This window comes from Allomuricauda sp. NFXS6 (genome assembly GCF_040148835.1).
Taxonomy (GTDB): domain Bacteria; phylum Bacteroidota; class Bacteroidia; order Flavobacteriales; family Flavobacteriaceae; genus Flagellimonas.
Window position 1 is genome coordinate 280,816 of sequence record NZ_JAGEMG010000003.1, and the last position, 16,404, is coordinate 297,219.

The following is a 16,404-nucleotide window of genomic DNA, read 5'->3' on the forward strand; positions in this document are numbered from 1 at the left end:
ATGCTTCATTATTTGTTCAGCCTATTATATTCCTTGCCCCATTGATCTAGGGCCAAAAAGATGCTCTCCAGTGAATCGCCCAGTGGGGTCAGACGATATTCCACTCGTGGCGGTACTTCCGCGAATACCTTTCGAACCAATAGCCTGTCCTCTTCCATTTCCCGCAATTGTGCGGATAGGGTCTTGTCCGATATAGGCTCCAATTCGGCTTTGATGTCCTTAAAGCGCAATTGTTGCCCATTTCTCAGCGTCTTATAGATTTTGAGCTTCCATTTTCCCCCAAGTAGGGAAAGGGAGGTCTCGACACTGCAGTCCGAAACCGACTTGGGTTCGCAATTGATGGTGGATAATCTGCTATAACTCATTTTTTTGAATTTTTTTTCCGTTATAAGGGGTTGCAAGTCAATATTCCAAACGGTGTCGGTAGTTGCTAACCCTAATGTAAGTTATTGTTTTACAATGAATTGTGTTATAAGTTTGTTTCAAAATTACAACAAATGAACAATAAAATTCTAATTACGGGAGGTTCCTCGGGCATAGGCAAGGGAATCGCTGAACATTTTTATAAGCAGGGATGGGATGTCCTGATCACCGGTAGAAACCTGTCCAAGCTGGACGCGGTGGCCTCGGAAATGCCCGGGATCCAGACCATGGTATACCACAGTTCGGATGAAAGTGAACTGGTGCAGATAGTTGATTTTATCCAGGATCAGTGGGATGGTAGGCTCGATATTCTTGTCAATAATGGGGGACATGTGGCCATTGGCGCGCTGGATGGCCTGGAGGCCGATTCCCTTTTGGAAATGTACCGGGCCCATTTGATCGGGCCGTCCCTATTGACCTCCAAATGTCTGGAGTTTTTGAAAAGGACAAAGGGGCAGGTACTCAATGTGACCAGTAGCCATGGAATCAAGGCCTATCCACAGACCACGGCCTATGCCTCGGCCAAGGCCGGGCTCAATATGCTCACTCGGGTATGGGCCCTGGAGCTGGCGCCCTTGGGCATACGGGTAAATGCCATAGCTCCTGGTCCGACCAATACGGGGATTCTCAAAGCGGCAGGTTTTGACGATCAGACCGTCAAGGAGATCCATGCCCATGAAAAAGGGGAGATACCCCTCAATAGGCGGGGTGAAGTGGCCGATGTGGTGGAGAACGCCATTGCCTTGATCGGTGGTAAAACCACCTGGACCACCGGAGTGTTACTGCCTACCGATGGTGGGATGTCGATTTCCTAAGCACTGTTTTTTGACTGTTGGCCCCTAGGCCGGTCTCCTGGAGCTCGGCCTCACATCCATCGGGGAAGGACTGTTATTGTTTTCTGGGATGGGAATGGGGCCGAAGTTGGTAAAGGCCAGGTGCAATCCTGGCCTTTTTTAATTCGTTGGGCTCTACTAATGGGTTATTCGTTAAAAATTTGAAATAAAGTTAACTAGTTAACTAAAATTATTTATGTTTGTTACCATAAAACGACGAGCATGGAACCGGATTATTTGAAAACCTTGGAATACCTGGGCATGACCGCGAGGGTCAAGCGCTTGAGCGACAATCTGTTTTATAGCATTAGGAAGCTCTACCAGGAAATGGATATCGATATCGAGCCCAGTTGGCACCTGGTCTTCCTGATCTTAAAGGAACAAGGGGAAGTGGGGATGTTGGATTTTGCCAATATCCTGAACCTGTCCAAACCTGCAGTGACCAAGATGATACGTAAAATGGAGGATATGGGCTATGTACAAATGGGAAGCGATCCCTCGGACAGCCGCAGAAAACTGGTATCCCTATCATCAAAGGCCGAACAACGTTTGCCACAGTTTGAGTCCGTTTGGGATGCGGGCCAGCTCGCCGTACAGCAGCTATTGGAGACCAACCCCCATTTTATGGGGGCGTTGGAGCTGTTGGAACAGCAGTTGGAGGAACAGAATTTTTGTGATCGTGCAATCAAAAATATACATACATGAAACAATTGATAGGGAATACCCCATTGGTTCGACTTGAACGATTGGTAACAGGGGATATGGCGGATGTCTATGTCAAATTCGAGGGGGCCAACCCCACGGGCTCCATGAAGGACAGGATGGCCCTGAGCATGATCGAAGGGGCAGAAAAAAGAGGAGATCTCCTTCCCGGAGGAAAGGTGGTGGAGTATACCGGGGGGAGCACCGGAAGTTCCTTGGCCATGATCTGTGCCATGAAGGGATATCGGGCACACTTTGTGTCCTCCAACGGTTTTGCCGAGGAAAAGATACGAACCATGCGGGCCTTCGGGGCGGAAGTTGAACTGATCCATGCGAAGGACGGGGTCCTGACGGCCGATGTCATCGACAGAATGATCAAGCGGGCCCATGAACTCATAGCGGAACCAGGCGTGTTCTGGCCCGATCAGGTGAACAACATGGACAATAAAAAGGGCTATTACGGTATGGCCCAAGAGATCATGGACGAGCTCGGTACCGATATCGACGAGTTCGTCATGGCGGCCGGTGGAGGGGGCTGTATCTCCGGTAACACGGAGATTCTCAAGGCCCATATCCCGGGCATGCGCACGGTCGCGGTCGAGCCTTATCATGTCCGTAACCTTTCCGGGGGAGATACCAGTGGGACCCATAAACTGGAAGGAATCGGGCTCTCTTTTGTGCCGAGCATTATGCGGCGGGACCTGATCGACCAGGTCGTACCGGTCAAGGACGAAGATGCCTATCGGACGGCCCGGGAACTGGCCATCAAGGAAGGCCTGTTGGGGGGCACTACCTCCGGCGCCAATGTGTGGGCCGCCCTCGAACGTGCCAGGGCCCTTGGTCCTGGGAAAAAAGTGGTCACGGTAATCATTGATACCGGACTGCGCTATCTGAATGGAGATCTATACACCTAAACTTGACGAGGATGAAATTTTATACCCTAGGGGTCTATAACAGTACGGAAGCGGAATTTTTTGAAAAATTGGTGGCCTATGGCATCGATCTTTTTTGTGATATTCGAATGCGGCGCGGGGTTCGGGGGGCCACCTATTCCTTTGTGAACAGCAACAGGTTGCAAGAAAAACTAAAATCCTTGGATATTGCCTATGAACACTTGGAGTCCCTGGCACCCTCCGCGGAGATCCGACAGCTCCAGCTTGACCATGACAAGGCCCATGGCGTAAAGCAGCGGGAACGTTCCACCCTTTGTGAACCCTATGTTCGGGCTTATACCCAAGAGGTGCTCGAAGGATTTGATATGGACAGTGTCCTTGGAAGGTGGTCCGGTGCAGGGCATCAAAAAGTGGCTTTCTTCTGTGTGGAGGATGCCCCACATGCCTGTCATCGAAGTTTGGTGCTCAATGCCTTCCGGGAAGCGGGACATCCCTGCGAACATCTGTGATCGGGACCACAATGGAATTTTCGACGAACGGCGTTCATGGTCGTTCAGTCCCTTTGGTTTCCCCTATGGGGAGGTTCGTCTAAATCCGGTTGTCTTCCATTGGAATTTGAACTTTCTTGTTGGAATAAGTAACATGATATGTCAACATTTAATTTAAAGATCAACGGGAGCGAGCAGCAGGTCTCTGTTGATGGAAGCATGCCCTTGCTGTGGGTATTGCGCGACCACTTGGGCCTTGTAGGTACCAAGTTCGGTTGTGGGATAGGCCAGTGCGGTGCCTGTACCGTCCATTTGGAAGGAAGGGCCATACGCAGTTGCCTGTTTTCCGTTGCCCAGGTCGGCGAAGGGGAGATTACGACCATTGAGGGACTGTCCGAGGATGGTTCCCATCCGGTACAGGAGGCATGGATGGAGACCGACGTGCCCCAATGCGGGTATTGTCAGGCCGGACAGCTCATGACGGCCTCGGCCTTCTTGGCCGAAACGCCCAGCCCTTCCCGGGAAGAGATCAAAGGCGCCATGCACGGGAACATTTGTCGTTGTGCTGCCTATAGTAGGATCAACAGGGCCGTGGAACTGGCCTCCAAAAAAATAACAGGGGATGGACAATAGATCAAAAGCAGGGGCCAGAATGCCCGGACGGAGAAATTTTATCAGGACCACCTCGCTTGCCGGGGGAGGTATATTGCTAGGGGTCAATTTTTTTACGGCCTGTGGCCCGGATGTGAAAATGCCCGTGGATCTGGACTCCTTGAATTACCATGATTTCAATGCGTACATCAAGATTGCCGACAATGGCCGGGTCACCATTTTTTCACCCAATCCGGAAATAGGGCAGGGGGTCAAGACCTCCATGCCGATGATCATTGCGGAGGAACTTGATGTCCCTTGGACCCATGTACGTGTGGTACAGGCGCCCTTGGATACCATAAAATATACACGCCAAGCTGCCGGTGGGAGCCAATCCATACGGTTGAGCTGGCAGGCCCTTAGGGAGACCGGGGCCTATGCCCGGCAGATGTTGGTGACCGCAGCGGCCCGACGCTGGGAGGTCGATCCATCCGATTGCAGTACCAGTGATGGGGTCATTTCAAATAGGAAGGGACAGACCCTTGGCTATGGGGAAGTGGTCCGGGAAGCGGCCTTGTTGGAGGCCGAGCGCATGAAAGCGATGGACGAAGAAACGGCAGATGCCCCGGAAGCCTTGGCGTTAAAAGACCCAAAGGATTTTAAGATCATCGGGCAACCGGTGCCCAATGTGGACAACCATAAGATCGTGACCGGTCAACCTATGTACGGTATGGATTATAGGACGGATGGAATGGTATATGCCGCTGTCCTACGACCACCGGCCTTTGGGCAGGTCTTAAATGATTTTGATGCCTCTCAGGCCAAAGCGATGCCTGGGGTAATCGATGTGATACGGATCGGTGCCAAGCTCAAGGCAATGATGGAGGGCATGGAAGACCGTCGCAGGCTGGAGTCCCTGGGCATGGTAGGCAACAGTGACAAGGTCGTCGTAATCGCAAGATCGACCTGGGCTGCCTTTCAGGCCAAGGAGAAGGTGAAAGCCACTTGGGTCCAGGAATCCGAATATGAGGACGATGCCTTTCATGACAAGGTATTGACCGGGCTGTTGGACCATGGGCCGATGGAGGCCCAACGAACGGACGGGGACATCGACAGGGCATTCTTGGAGGCGGACGATATTGTGGAGCGAACGTACAGTTCCCCCTTTTTGCCCCATAACTGTATGGAGCCCATGAACTTTTATGCCGATGTGAAGGAAACATCGGTGCATTTGGTGGGACCTATACAGACGCCGGAATGGGCTTCCGGTCTGGTGGCCGATCTTTTGGGCAGGGAGCGTGAAGCGGTACATTTGGAAATGACCCGGACCGGCGGTGGTTTTGGCCGGCGGCTTTTTGGAAACTATGTGTTGGAGGCCGCGGAAATCTCCGATGCTGTGGGCCGCCCGGTAAAAATGGTCTGTACCCGGGAGGACGATATGACCATGGGAACCTATAGGCCCGCTATCCACTATCGTTTCAGGGCAGCCATAAAAGATGGAGAGATCACCGGGTACCATATCCGGGAAGCGGCCATCAATGGCAATATGCACCATACCATCCCCCATTTTTTTCCAGCGGGGGTGGTCGATAATTACCAAGTGGATACGGGCAATTACCAGAGCAATATCTCGACCGGGGCATGGCGGGCACCGCATTCCAATTTTTTATGTTTTGCCGACCAGAATTTCTTTGATGAGCTGGCCGAACGTTTGGATAAAGATCCCATAGCATTGCGCAGGGAGATGCTGGCGCAGTTCAAGGGACGGGATGATGCGCATATCGAATATACCCCTGAGCGCATGTTGGGGGTCATGGATCTGGTACTCGAAAGATCGGGGTACCATCATAAAGAACAGGGCGTGTACAAGGGGCTAGTGGTCTATTTTTGCCACAATACCTATGTGGCCCAGGTGGCCGAAGTGATCCTTGAAGATGGTTTTCCAAGGGTAAAAAAGATAACGGTGGCCGTGGACTGTGGCATTGTGGTCAATACATTTGGGGCCCTCAATCAGATCGAGGGTTCCATCATCGATGGTATTGGCCATGCCATGTTCGGGGACTTTGGCTTTGAAAAGGGCAAACCTTCCAGTGCCAATTTCGATCGCTACCGGCTGATCCGGGCACGTGAGGTACCGGAGATAGCAACCTATTTCGTGGAGAACGATCACGCGCCGACAGGCTTGGGGGAACCGGCATTGCCACCTGCCGGGGCGGCAGTGGCCATAGCACTTCAAAGGGCCACGGGCAAACGGATGTATTCGCAGCCCTTTGTCCGTTATTTTTTGGAGTAGTTGAGGAAAGTTGGTTTTCTTTTTAATGGGTTCCGGTTCGCCGGAACCTATTTCTTTTGGTATCTTGTAATTCAATGTGGATTTAAACTGGTGTTGTGCGCAATAGGGAAGTACGGTTCAATATTTATTTTTGGCTGATCTATTTTCTGTACGAATGGCTCGGACTCGCCTCGGTGGGCGATGAGTTCGATCGTTATTTTGAAACGGCCTGTGTCCTGGTGCCCCTTAGTTTTGTGGCCAGTTTTTTTACCGTAAAGGTGCTGGTGCCCCGATTTTTTGTGACGGGACGCCGAAAGGAATTCTGGCTGTACCTGTTGCTCAGTGCCCTGGTGTTCACCTTGGCGCGCAGGGGGTTCCATTATTTTTACATATATCCGACCTACCTTCCCCATGCCCTTGAGGAAATGCCCTATCTCTATTGGCCCAAGCTGCTGATCGATCTGGTCAATATCTATCTTATCGTAGGACTGTATGCCATGTTTCATTTTGTGCGGGAGCTCTATCGGCAACAACAGATCAGTGCGGCCCTAAAACAGGACAAGGTGGAGACCGAACTTCAATTGCTCAAATCGCAGGTACACCCCCATTTTATGTTCAATACCCTGAACAATATCTATGCCCTGGCCGAAAACGGTGACCCTAGGACAAAGGACCTAATCTATAGGCTCTCCGCGTTCTTGAGCTATAATCTGTACGAGGTAAGTGCGGAAACCGTGTCCCTGGAAAAGGAGCTGGAATTTATCCGGAACTATATCGAATTGGAACGTGTCCGTTATGATGGGGAACTCGATATTTCCATGAACGTGTTCCAAACCATGGGGGATGTTCGGATCAGCCCCATGTTGCTGCTTCCCTTGGTGGAAAATGCCCTTAAGCACAGTTTGGGGGACGAAGATGCCCAACGTTGGATTCGTATGGATCTTACCCGTGATGATGACTGGCTGACGATCAAGATCGAGAACAGTTTGGTGGAAGACAGGTCCACAGGAGCGGATAAAAGCTCTGGACTCGGGCTTGAAAACCTAAAAAAACGTTTGGACATATTATATCCAAAGGCCTATGAATTGCAACTGCTGGAAGAGGAGGTTTCGTTCATGGCCATATTAAAGATAAAGACGAATAGATGAACGTACGTTGTGTGATCATAGATGATGAGCCGCCGGCCAGGGAGTTGATCCGTTCCTATATTGTGAAATTGGACGGTTTTGAGCTAGTGGGGTCGTTTTCCAATGCGATCGATGGCTATAATTATATGCAAAAGAACCAGGTCGACCTATTGTTCGTGGATATCCAGATGCCACAGATGAACGGATTGGAACTGGTCAAGGGACTGGTGCCCCGACCCAAGATCGTGTTCACCACGGCCTATCGGCAATATGCCGCCGATGGTTTTGACCTGGGGGTGCTCGACTATTTGGTCAAGCCCATCGTTTTTGAGCGGTTTTTAAAAAGTATAGGCAAGTACAATCAGGCGGTTGAGCAACAAGAGGAACTCCGTCCGACCTCTTATGGGGATGCCTATATGTACTTCAAGGTGGACAGGGCAATGACCAAGGTGTACCTTAAGGATATCGTATTTATCGAGAGCTTGCAGGACTACATCCGATTGGTGACCTCCAAAGGCGATCTTATTGCCTATTCCCGGATCGGATATATGGAAAAAAAACTTCCCGAGACCCATTTTGTCCGCATCCATAAGTCCTTTGTTGTGCAGCTACAATACATCGACAGCTATACCAATGCCTCAGTGACCATCAACGGGAAGGATTTGCCCTTGGGACGGGTGTACAAACAAAATTTTTTAAAGATTATGGCCGACCAGGGAGGTTCCCGGTAAAAGGGAAGCTGACGATGGCCATAATGGAAATGGAAAAGAATGGAAGGAATCGATAAGATCAGGGATATTGGGCTCCATGCCACAATTGCCGGCCTTGGACCTTTCCGACAACCATATCGATGATATCCCCTGTTTTACGGAGGGGCATAAACTGACCTGGTTGAACCTCCGCAACAATGGATTGCGGACCTTGGAAGGTCTCGGGGACTGTGGGTATTTGACCAACATCGATCTGAGCGGAAACGATATTGCCGATGCTTCGGCACTGGCAAACCATAAAAGGCTCAGAACCTGTGACCTCTCGGACAATCTCTTGACCGGCGAGTTTCAGTTAGGGAGCCTGCCGCAATTGCGACAGCTCGACCTGGCCAATAACCGGATGAAAAGAATGGTGGTCGCAGAAATACATACGGGGCTATTGGGCCTTAACATAGCAGGGAACCGGATAGCAGATCTGGGTTTTCTGTCCAAGCTGCCCGGCCTTGTCGATTTGATCGCTTCGGAAAATCCGATCCGGGACAACGGACCCATAATGGGCCTTAGGAAATTACAAAGACTGTACCTGTGGCATACGGGACTGGATACGGTGGAAGGCCTGGAGAGGCTCGTTGGGCTCCGGGAACTTGGGCTGGCCGATAACAGGCTTCATGATGTCCGTTCCCTTTCGGCACTGGACAATTTAGAGATATTGCTGCTCGGGGGCAACCTTGACATCCCGCATGGGGATCTGGAGGGTCTGGAGCGTTCCGTACAGGGTGATTTCAGGGGGCCTGGTTGGAAAGAGGAGTGAAAACCGACAATCCTTTTTGGGCACCGATTCATTTAACATTCCCCTGGACAGGAGCCCTTTTTTGTATATGCGGAGATGTTTCCGCGTCCCCTCTGTTCTACCTCACAACATGCCATGATGAGCCCCTTCAATTTTTTTCTGCCCCGCTGGACCTTGGAACGCACCGTGGCATGGTTCATGTCCAAACGTTTGGCGATCTCTTTTTGTGAAAGTTCTTCCATAGCGTATAGTTGCAGGACCTGTCGATAGTGTACGGGTAGTTCTCGGACGAAATATCGGATGCAACCACTGAGTTCCTCCATGGCCCTGTCCCTGTCCCCTTCATCCTCCATGGCCATATCATGAAGTTCCCGGGAACTTGTTTTCCGAGTCCGGTAATAATCGGTTATACGGTTCCTGGCTATGGTATACAACCATGCCTTTAGGTGAATGTGCACCTTATCGTCCCAGGACTTTGCGAACTTCAGGAAAATTTCCTGGGTGAGGTCCTCGGCATCCTGAGCATTGTTCACCCGTTTTTTTACAAAATTATGGAGCGGTCTATAGTGGGGCTCGATTTCTTCTTTCATGATGGATATAATTTAGGTATAATAGCAGCATGGTGCACATTAAAATTGCGCACAATACTTCCTTGCCCAGCAACTGCCAAAGCCAAAGCCCGGTAAGGGCACCCAGGGCCCTGCCCAGATCTGACCATGAACCCACTTGTGCAATGGTGGGCAAAGGGCTTTTTTTATGTTCGTGATGCGCCATATAAGGGGTATAGGCCCAAATGATGGCCTGACAGGCAAAAATGACGATAAGGGATGGTCTGGTGTGGCCGCCTGCCAAGGCTCCCCACATCAGGATTCCCACCAAAAGACAGCTGTTGAACAGTTGGGGTATGGAACGTGTCCGGCCAAGCCATCCGACAATCATGGGCAGGGCAGCGACCAAGGTGTGCCTGATCAGTAAATAAAGTCCCATAACGCCGACCAGGCGTTGTGGGGAATCCGTCCCCGCCTCGAGCAAGTGGGCCAAGTTAACGACCAGGATACCGTCCATGGCCATGGAACAGCCAAAAACAACAAGGTTGAAGGGACTTGGCACGAAGCTCATTTTTAAATGCACCCTTTGATACTCTAGGGGCAGTTTGGGCAGACCAAGGGCAAGTAGCGTTCCGAGAGTGCTCAGGCCCGCCAATAGGAAAAATCCATGGGCCATGCCCATGCTTTCCATTATAAAGGGACCTGTTCCCATCGCGATGATGCCCCCTGTGGATTTTATGCCGTGGGAGATGCCAAAGATACGTCCCTTGTGTTTTTTGACCTGTAGAACATAGGCCAGGGATGCAGTCTTCAGTCCCGAATAGCTTAAGCCCCAAAGGATACGGGCCAAGAGAAATTGGAGGAAACCAAGTTCCATGCCGTAGGAAAAAGTGGTCAGGACGGCCAGTACGGAAGCGATCAAGGCCATATTTTTTATCCCCGTATAATTAAGGCCATGTGCTATATAGGTGTTACCGGGAATCCTGACCCATCGGTTGATGGAAAGCAATAGACCGATGCCCAAATCCGTGAACCCCATACTTGGCCCAAAAACGGGCAATATGGGGTACAGTAGGGCATCACCAAGGCCCGATAGGGACAGTACCCCGCTCGAAGCCAATGCTCCTTTGAACGGGGCTTTCCCAGGATGATCTGCTGAATGGTATCCCTTGGGTGCTAGCAACAACCGGTTTTTACGACATTGTCCTCCTTACTGGCCCGTGGGTCACAGCATGGGCTGCCGTCCTCCGGTTGGGTACAACAGACATCGTTGAGGGTTGCATTTTGCGCATTGGAACCTTCGCAACAGGCCTTTGCGGTCCCTGTGGTTTTTGATCTTTGATCTTTCATGGTTACATTTTTTTAATTGTACATGTTTTACCTTATAGACGAAAGGGTTCGAAAATGATGCAATAAGGTTCAATGGGGAGGTAAGGGGACTGACGGTCTTGGGTCTGGATAATGCCCGATGACGAACCATTGTTCTTTTTCCTTGACCAGGACGATCAACAGCATGGTCACCGGTTCCGATTCCAACCAGATTTTGCCCAGGGCCACCGAGCCAAGGATGTCCAGTTGCAGCAGGCTGAATTTGCGTACCGCACCATGGGCCCACCGCCAGCGCATAGGATTCGTATCAGAGGCCTTGTCCTTCCTTTGGGGCTGATCGGGGCGCAACAGGTCCCCATGGCAATTGACATATGTGGTATGTAAAACCGATTTGAGCAGTTCAATGTCCCCGGTATCCATCGCTTTGATGTACCGTTGTATCACCTGTATCACCTGTATCACCTTTTTTTCCATATCCGCTGTTTAGGTATGTTTACGACAGTTGTATATGGGGTTTTGTGACAGTTGGAAGTCCTATCACCGGGAGAGATATTTCAATTTGGACGGGTTTAGGACGGAGAAGATTTGGACAATCTTTCCCTCCCGGATCGTAAAAACCTGGCAGTTGACCAAACTTCCCTTATCGTGGTACAAGAGGGCCGGTTGATGGTTGATATTGGCATAGGTAATCTGTTGCCCTTGTTGGAAAGCCTTGTAAACATGTAGCACCAAGGGAATGACCTTGTCCCTTCCCCGTTGCCTTGCCGTGACCACTTGGATGCTATCACCACCATCGGCCTGGAGCTCCACATCATGGGCCAATAGGTCCTCGAGGGCTGCGACGTCCCGATCTTTTATCGCGGCCATATAGGGTTCGAGAGATTGGATCTTGGTGGCAGGTCTTTGCACGCCTGACCGGATCTGGACCTTCTTTTTTGCACGGGCCAACAGTTGCCTCGAATTGTCCGGACTGATTTCCAAAAGTTCGGCAATATACCTATGGTCAAAACCAAATGCTTCCTTGAAGACAAAGACGGCCCTTTCCCGTGCGTTCAGTTTTTCAAAAAGCACCAACAGGGCATAGTTGATGATCTGTTCCTTTTCGATGGAAGAATGTTGCCCCGGCGTTTCCACGGGCTCTGGCAACCAGGTGCCGTACCTTACGGAACGCTTGTTCCTGTTCTTGAAATTGATGGCTTCGTTGATCACCATTTTGATTTGGTAATTGGAAGGATCCTTGATATGGTCCCGTTCCATGGCAAGGAACTTTTTGATCGTTTCTTGGGCAATGTCCTTGGCATCCTCCAGGGAACCGAGAATGGTATAGGCGTAATGAATCAGTTTTTGTCTGGTTTCCTCCATATAATTGCTATGGTATATTGGACTTTCTGGGAAAGGTATGGCCCTTTGTCCCAAGATAGGATATTTGTTGGGTTAGGGACGTCAGGCCCTTGTTTTCTGTCCCGGTGTTCATGAGGATGATGGCTTTTCCAGGACAAAGAACCTGTAATCCCCATCACCGTTGGCATAGGTTTGCATAATGCGGTCGATTTGACCCGATTCGATGTCCCTTTCCAAGTGGATCAATCCAAGGGCTACTTCATTGGCATACGCCAGATCGGCAAAGGAGGATATACCCTTTCGTATCACGGGATCTAGATAGCGTTCCGGACGGTGTTTCCCACAATATAGGAAAAGATCCTTAAGATCTGGACGGATATTATAACTCTGGATCATCCTTAGCTCCAGTGAGGTGTTCCATAGGCTCCTTTTGATCTGTTCCAAGGAGGGCATCTGATCTATGGAGCTTTGCATCATGTCAGGAAAATAATGGTTCAACCAATAGCCGGCCATCTGTTGGGGATCGGAGCTAAAAATGACCATCCGACCGTCGGGTACCAAAATGGTGTCCAGGGCCCTAAAGGCCGCTTTGAGGTCGGGCCAGTGGTGCAGGGTCAGGGTGGCAAAGATTCCTTGGATACTTCCCCGGGGCATGCCGGGGTTCTCAGCACTGCCGAGGTGCCAATCGATCTTTGGAAACTTTTTCTTTGCCGTGGCGATCATTTCCATGGATGGGTCAAGCCCCGCAATGGGATAGCCCATGGCATGTAATCCAGCGGTGTAGTTTCCCGTGCCGCAGCCCACGTCCAGATAACGGCCCTTTTTCACCGGCCCCATAAGTTCGGCCATGCGCCCCAGGATATGGTCGTCCGCCGATCGAGTCGAGTCGTACCCTCTTCCGATACGATCGTATTTTTCCATGGTGCGTTAAGCGATCATATTTTTGTTGCAATAGGAGGCCTTGTCAAAGTCCCTGATGTTCATGGATACGATATCGGTATTCGGACTCAGGTGGTTGAGCTGTTCCACGATCTTTCTGGAGAGCATGGTCTTCTGCTCGTCCGTTCGTCCATATAGGATGTTGCCGAAGACATGGATGAAATCTTTTTTGATCCCCCCGTTGAGATACTGTTCATAGGCCTTGATCCTGACCTTGATATCGGACTTTTCAAAGAGCCCTGTTGCATCCGCTGCATGGTAGACTGTTTGTAACAGTTCCTCCGGTTTGATTTTTTCGGTGATTTCCTGGTTGCATTCAATGATAAAATGTGGCATGTTATTGTATTTGGTCTTTATGTATTTCGGAATGAAACGATATCCAAATCGATTTTCTCCTCAAAAATCGGGATATCCCGGGACATAATACTTAAGCCATCTTAAGTTCAATGCAGTTAGGCCACATAACGTCTTTTGAAGACCAGGGCCACCACAAAACCCAATCCACCCAGGAAAATGAGCCCCGTGCTTACCATCGTCTTGATCGGGGTTCCCTGTACGGCAGCGTCCACCGCGGCAAATATCCAATGTGTCGGAAATAAGGTGAACAGGGCTTGGTACACGGGCGGGATGAAATAGGCAATAAGGGGAACAAGTACCAGGATGTTGAAGACCTTGACATAGATCATGCCCTGCATCCGGTCCTTGGCCAAGGAAGCAACGGACATGGCGTATATGGGAACTATCAATCCGCAAAGGACCGAGATCGCGATGGTATCCTGGAGGTCGATGGGGAAAAGGGACTGCAACTGCAACAGGGCTATGTTCAGTCCCGTCGTAATGAGATAAGGTATCAAAAACCGGGACAGGATAAAGTCCCTATTGCGAAGGGGCAGTGTTCCATAGGCCTTGGAAATGCCCGACTCCTTTTCCTCCAGGAGGACCATACTGTTGATAAAGGAGAACATCTGGGTGTTTTCCACCACCGCTACGATCATAAAAACGTTGAGGTAGGATTTTAGATGGGGGTAGTTGTCCAAGAGGGAGGGCAGGAACCACAGCACCATGGCGAAAAGCAAGAGCGGGAGCAATAAAAAGGATTTTAGCAATGGGGTGCGAAAGATGATCCTGAAATCCAAAAGGGCCAATTGTAAGATACGTTTCATGAGGTGCTTTTTTAAGGATTCGTCAATTGGGCAAACCTCGATCGGGCCATTAGGTAACATAGGGGAACCAAAACAGTTATGGAGCCGTAGGCGTACCAAGGGTTTATGGCCGTTCCGCTCAAGGCATGGTCGATCAGGGAGACCGCACCCTGTACGGGCAAGAGGTATTTCAGGCCGCCCAGGTCGATGGCCCCGAGATACTGGAGCAGGGGAACACTGGTAAAGACCAGAAATACGGGAATGGAGACCATGGCAAACTTCAGGAACTCATCGGTAAAGGTCTGGACATAGAGGGCCAAAAGTGCCGAAAGGGCGCAAAGACCGATGGAGCCGATAGTAAAGTCCACAAGGTCGAACGACAGGCCCTTTAGGGGAATGGCCAGGGCCAGGGAACAGAGTACCCCGATCGTAGTGATCGCAACGGTCTTGGCCACTAGCACCGTTTCCAGTTTTACCGGGCTGACCGCCAGGGCCTCGAGCACATTTTGCCTGCGTTCGGTAAATAGGGAAAGTCCAATGAAGAAATACCCGATCACGGTCGGGTCGTTCAAAATGATGGCCATGAGCACCTGGTCCAGATAAGCGGTTTTTCCAAGACCGAAAAGCAGGCCGATATATAATAAGGTCACCATAAAGCTCATCGCTACGATATGGTTCTTGGCCAGGATCAGGAACTGCCATTTCAATTGTCGAGCAAAGGTAAAGATGTTCATGGTCGTAAGGTTTCACCGGTTATGGAAATGAAGACCTCTTCCAGGGTTGCTTCCTGGGTCTTTAGGGAGGCAATGGGATTATCCTGTATAAAATCCAGGAAATCCCTGTTTCGGCCAATAGCTTCCAAAGGAAATTCCCGGGTGTTGCCATCCAAGGACCTTGCCTTGACCATGGGTCGGCCATGGGCCTCCTTGAACTTGGATGGGGGGTCGGTGGCCATCAGTCGACCCTTGGCAATAAAGGCTACCTGGTCACAGAGCTGATCGGCAGTTTCCATATGGTGGGTGGTGATGAACACGGTCTTTCCCTCGGACTGCAATTCCTTGATGAGTTCTTTGATCGTACGGGCATTGATGGGGTCCAGGCCGGAGGTAGGTTCGTCAAAAAAAAGGATCTCAGGGTCGTGCTGTACGGCCCGGATAAAGTTCAGCCTCATTTTCATGCCCTTCGAATAGGTTTCCACAGGATCGTTCATGGCATGGCCCAGATCGACCTTTTCAAAAAGTTCCTTGGCAGGGTACTTGGACCGGCCCTTGTAGAACGAGCCAAAGAATTCCAGGTTCTCCTTACCGGTCAATTTGAGGTAATGGTTCGGCAGTTCAAAGCCCACACCGATCATTTCGTGGTACTCCCTGCCCCAATATCTAAGGTCCTTGTTGTCGATCGTAATCGTACCGCTATAGCCGTCCAGTATCTTGTAGAGGATCTTTTGGGCCGTGCTCTTACCGGCACCGGAAGGGCCCAGGAAGCCAAAGATTTCCCCTTTGGCAATGGAAAAATCAAGTCCTTGGAGCACCTCGGGCCCCTCTTTTTTGTAGCGATAGCGCAAATCTTTTACTTGTATCATTGTTCGATGTTTTCAAAAGTGGGGCGATAGGCCTTGATATAGGTTTCCACCATGTCCTGGAGTGCTTTCTCCTGGCCTTGGTAGACCGGTAGTCCGTTGGCCATGCTTTGTTCTGGGTCGATCGTTCCCATGACCTGTAGCTGTTTTTGGATCCCAATGCCCATCTGTTGTAAGATGTATCCAAGGGTAAAACGGTCGATGTCCGTTCTGAAAAGCCCTTGGCCCACTTCATGGTCGACCATGGCGACAAAGGCTTCCAAAGTCTGTTGCTCCAATCGGCTGTACCATTCCCGAAGTGTGGGGGCATTGGCGTGCTGGGCAAAATTGTGTAGGAAGTGGCTGTGCAAAGGACAATTCCGGTCAAAGGCGATCCCTGCACGGAACAGGGCCCTGAAAAACTCCCAAAAGTCGGGAAAATCTGTTCGCTTTATGGGTTCGATATACTTTAGTTTGTGTCGTGTGCATTCTTGTAGAAGGAATAGGAAAAGATCCATTTTGTCCTCAAAGTATTGATAGATGCTCCCCTTGGATATCCCGAGATCTTTGATCACCAGACTGATGGATGCCACATCGAAGTCGTTGCGGCCAAATTCCCTAAGGAATCCATCGATGATGCGCTTTCGTTTCGCTTCGGGGAGTTTGTCAAAGGTTGGTTTGGGCATGTGGTCCGATTAGTTTTGGGCAATGTACAAAA

21 protein-coding genes are annotated in these 16,404 nt (G+C 50.5%); 9 read left to right on the forward strand and 12 right to left on the reverse strand.

What is annotated here, in order from left to right:
* Nucleotides 1–8: 8 nt before the first annotated feature.
* The gene (locus J4E06_RS06740) at nucleotides 9–365 is read right to left on the reverse strand and encodes a winged helix-turn-helix transcriptional regulator (RefSeq protein ID WP_349523265.1); all 357 of its coding nucleotides are present in this window, start codon (nucleotides 363–365) and stop codon (nucleotides 9–11) included.
* Between the two features lie 132 nt (nucleotides 366–497).
* Here J4E06_RS06740 and J4E06_RS06745 point away from each other — a divergent pair, with 132 nt between their 5' ends.
* The 9 genes from J4E06_RS06745 to J4E06_RS06785 all read left to right on the forward strand — a co-directional run bounded on the left by J4E06_RS06745 (nucleotide 498) and on the right by J4E06_RS06785 (nucleotide 8,850).
* The gene (locus tag J4E06_RS06745; protein WP_349523266.1) at nucleotides 498–1,238 is read left to right on the forward strand and encodes an SDR family NAD(P)-dependent oxidoreductase; all 741 of its coding nucleotides are present in this window, start codon (nucleotides 498–500) and stop codon (nucleotides 1,236–1,238) included.
* Nucleotides 1,239–1,478: 240 nt separating this feature from the next.
* Nucleotides 1,479–1,961 carry a MarR family winged helix-turn-helix transcriptional regulator gene (locus J4E06_RS06750; RefSeq protein ID WP_349523267.1) on the forward strand — a complete coding sequence of 161 codons (483 nt, stop codon included), beginning with the start codon at nucleotides 1,479–1,481 and terminating at the stop codon, nucleotides 1,959–1,961.
* A complete protein-coding gene (locus J4E06_RS06755; RefSeq protein WP_349523268.1) occupies nucleotides 1,958–2,872 on the forward strand; it encodes a PLP-dependent cysteine synthase family protein in 915 nt (304 codons plus the stop codon). The genes J4E06_RS06750 and J4E06_RS06755 overlap by 4 nt, the downstream gene beginning before the upstream one ends.
* 11 nt (nucleotides 2,873–2,883) lie before the next feature.
* Nucleotides 2,884–3,360 (forward strand): DUF488 domain-containing protein, encoded by a 477-nt coding sequence (locus J4E06_RS06760; RefSeq protein ID WP_349523269.1) that lies wholly within the window; start codon nucleotides 2,884–2,886, stop codon nucleotides 3,358–3,360.
* Nucleotides 3,361–3,498: 138 nt separating this feature from the next.
* Nucleotides 3,499–3,972: a (2Fe-2S)-binding protein gene (locus J4E06_RS06765; protein ID WP_349523270.1), complete on the forward strand. Its 474-nt coding sequence runs from the start codon at nucleotides 3,499–3,501 to the stop codon at nucleotides 3,970–3,972.
* Complete coding sequence (locus tag J4E06_RS06770) at nucleotides 3,962–6,223, forward strand: xanthine dehydrogenase family protein molybdopterin-binding subunit (protein WP_349523271.1); 2,262 nt, start codon at nucleotides 3,962–3,964, stop codon at nucleotides 6,221–6,223. Before J4E06_RS06765 ends, J4E06_RS06770 begins: the two co-directional genes overlap by 11 nt.
* 95 nt (nucleotides 6,224–6,318) lie before the next feature.
* Nucleotides 6,319–7,350 carry a sensor histidine kinase gene (locus tag J4E06_RS06775; protein WP_349523272.1) on the forward strand — a complete coding sequence of 344 codons (1,032 nt, stop codon included), beginning with the start codon at nucleotides 6,319–6,321 and terminating at the stop codon, nucleotides 7,348–7,350.
* Nucleotides 7,347–8,060: a LytR/AlgR family response regulator transcription factor gene (locus J4E06_RS06780; protein ID WP_349523273.1), complete on the forward strand. Its 714-nt coding sequence runs from the start codon at nucleotides 7,347–7,349 to the stop codon at nucleotides 8,058–8,060. Before J4E06_RS06775 ends, J4E06_RS06780 begins: the two co-directional genes overlap by 4 nt.
* Nucleotides 8,061–8,136: 76 nt before the next feature.
* Complete coding sequence (locus J4E06_RS06785) at nucleotides 8,137–8,850, forward strand: leucine-rich repeat domain-containing protein (RefSeq protein WP_349523274.1); 714 nt, start codon at nucleotides 8,137–8,139, stop codon at nucleotides 8,848–8,850.
* Nucleotides 8,851–8,882: 32 nt separating this feature from the next.
* Here the strand turns inward: J4E06_RS06785 and J4E06_RS06790 are convergent, their stop codons facing one another.
* From J4E06_RS06790 to J4E06_RS06840, 11 genes are all read right to left on the reverse strand, one after another.
* Nucleotides 8,883–9,419, reverse strand: a complete 537-nt coding sequence (locus tag J4E06_RS06790; RefSeq protein ID WP_349523275.1) for a sigma-70 family RNA polymerase sigma factor — start codon at nucleotides 9,417–9,419, stop codon at nucleotides 8,883–8,885.
* Nucleotides 9,391–10,560, reverse strand: coding sequence for an MFS transporter (locus J4E06_RS06795; RefSeq protein WP_349523276.1), 1,170 nt, complete (start codon nucleotides 10,558–10,560; stop codon nucleotides 9,391–9,393). Before J4E06_RS06795 ends, J4E06_RS06790 begins: the two co-directional genes overlap by 29 nt.
* Nucleotides 10,554–10,727 (reverse strand): hypothetical protein, encoded by a 174-nt coding sequence (locus J4E06_RS06800; RefSeq protein WP_349523277.1) that lies wholly within the window; start codon nucleotides 10,725–10,727, stop codon nucleotides 10,554–10,556. The genes J4E06_RS06795 and J4E06_RS06800 overlap by 7 nt, the downstream gene beginning before the upstream one ends.
* Nucleotides 10,728–10,796: 69 nt before the next feature.
* Nucleotides 10,797–11,180, reverse strand: coding sequence for a nuclear transport factor 2 family protein (locus tag J4E06_RS06805; RefSeq protein ID WP_349523278.1), 384 nt, complete (start codon nucleotides 11,178–11,180; stop codon nucleotides 10,797–10,799).
* Between the two features lie 63 nt (nucleotides 11,181–11,243).
* Nucleotides 11,244–12,068 carry a sigma-70 family RNA polymerase sigma factor gene (locus tag J4E06_RS06810; protein ID WP_349523279.1) on the reverse strand — a complete coding sequence of 275 codons (825 nt, stop codon included), beginning with the start codon at nucleotides 12,066–12,068 and terminating at the stop codon, nucleotides 11,244–11,246.
* Between the two features lie 108 nt (nucleotides 12,069–12,176).
* Entirely contained in the window at nucleotides 12,177–12,968 is a 792-nt protein-coding gene (locus J4E06_RS06815; protein WP_349523280.1) for a class I SAM-dependent methyltransferase, read from the reverse strand.
* Nucleotides 12,969–12,974: 6 nt separating this feature from the next.
* Nucleotides 12,975–13,322, reverse strand: coding sequence for a 5-carboxymethyl-2-hydroxymuconate Delta-isomerase (locus J4E06_RS06820; protein ID WP_349523281.1), 348 nt, complete (start codon nucleotides 13,320–13,322; stop codon nucleotides 12,975–12,977).
* 116 nt (nucleotides 13,323–13,438) lie between these two features.
* Nucleotides 13,439–14,149, reverse strand: a complete 711-nt coding sequence (locus J4E06_RS06825) for an Rv2686c family ABC transporter permease subunit (protein ID WP_349523282.1) — start codon at nucleotides 14,147–14,149, stop codon at nucleotides 13,439–13,441.
* Nucleotides 14,150–14,160: 11 nt separating this feature from the next.
* Complete coding sequence (locus J4E06_RS06830; protein ID WP_349523283.1) at nucleotides 14,161–14,862, reverse strand: fluoroquinolone export ABC transporter permease subunit; 702 nt, start codon at nucleotides 14,860–14,862, stop codon at nucleotides 14,161–14,163.
* Nucleotides 14,859–15,710 (reverse strand): ABC transporter ATP-binding protein, encoded by an 852-nt coding sequence (locus J4E06_RS06835; RefSeq protein ID WP_349523284.1) that lies wholly within the window; start codon nucleotides 15,708–15,710, stop codon nucleotides 14,859–14,861. Before J4E06_RS06835 ends, J4E06_RS06830 begins: the two co-directional genes overlap by 4 nt.
* Nucleotides 15,707–16,372 (reverse strand): TetR/AcrR family transcriptional regulator, encoded by a 666-nt coding sequence (locus J4E06_RS06840; protein ID WP_349523285.1) that lies wholly within the window; start codon nucleotides 16,370–16,372, stop codon nucleotides 15,707–15,709. Before J4E06_RS06840 ends, J4E06_RS06835 begins: the two co-directional genes overlap by 4 nt.
* Between the last annotated feature and the right edge of the window lie 32 nt (nucleotides 16,373–16,404).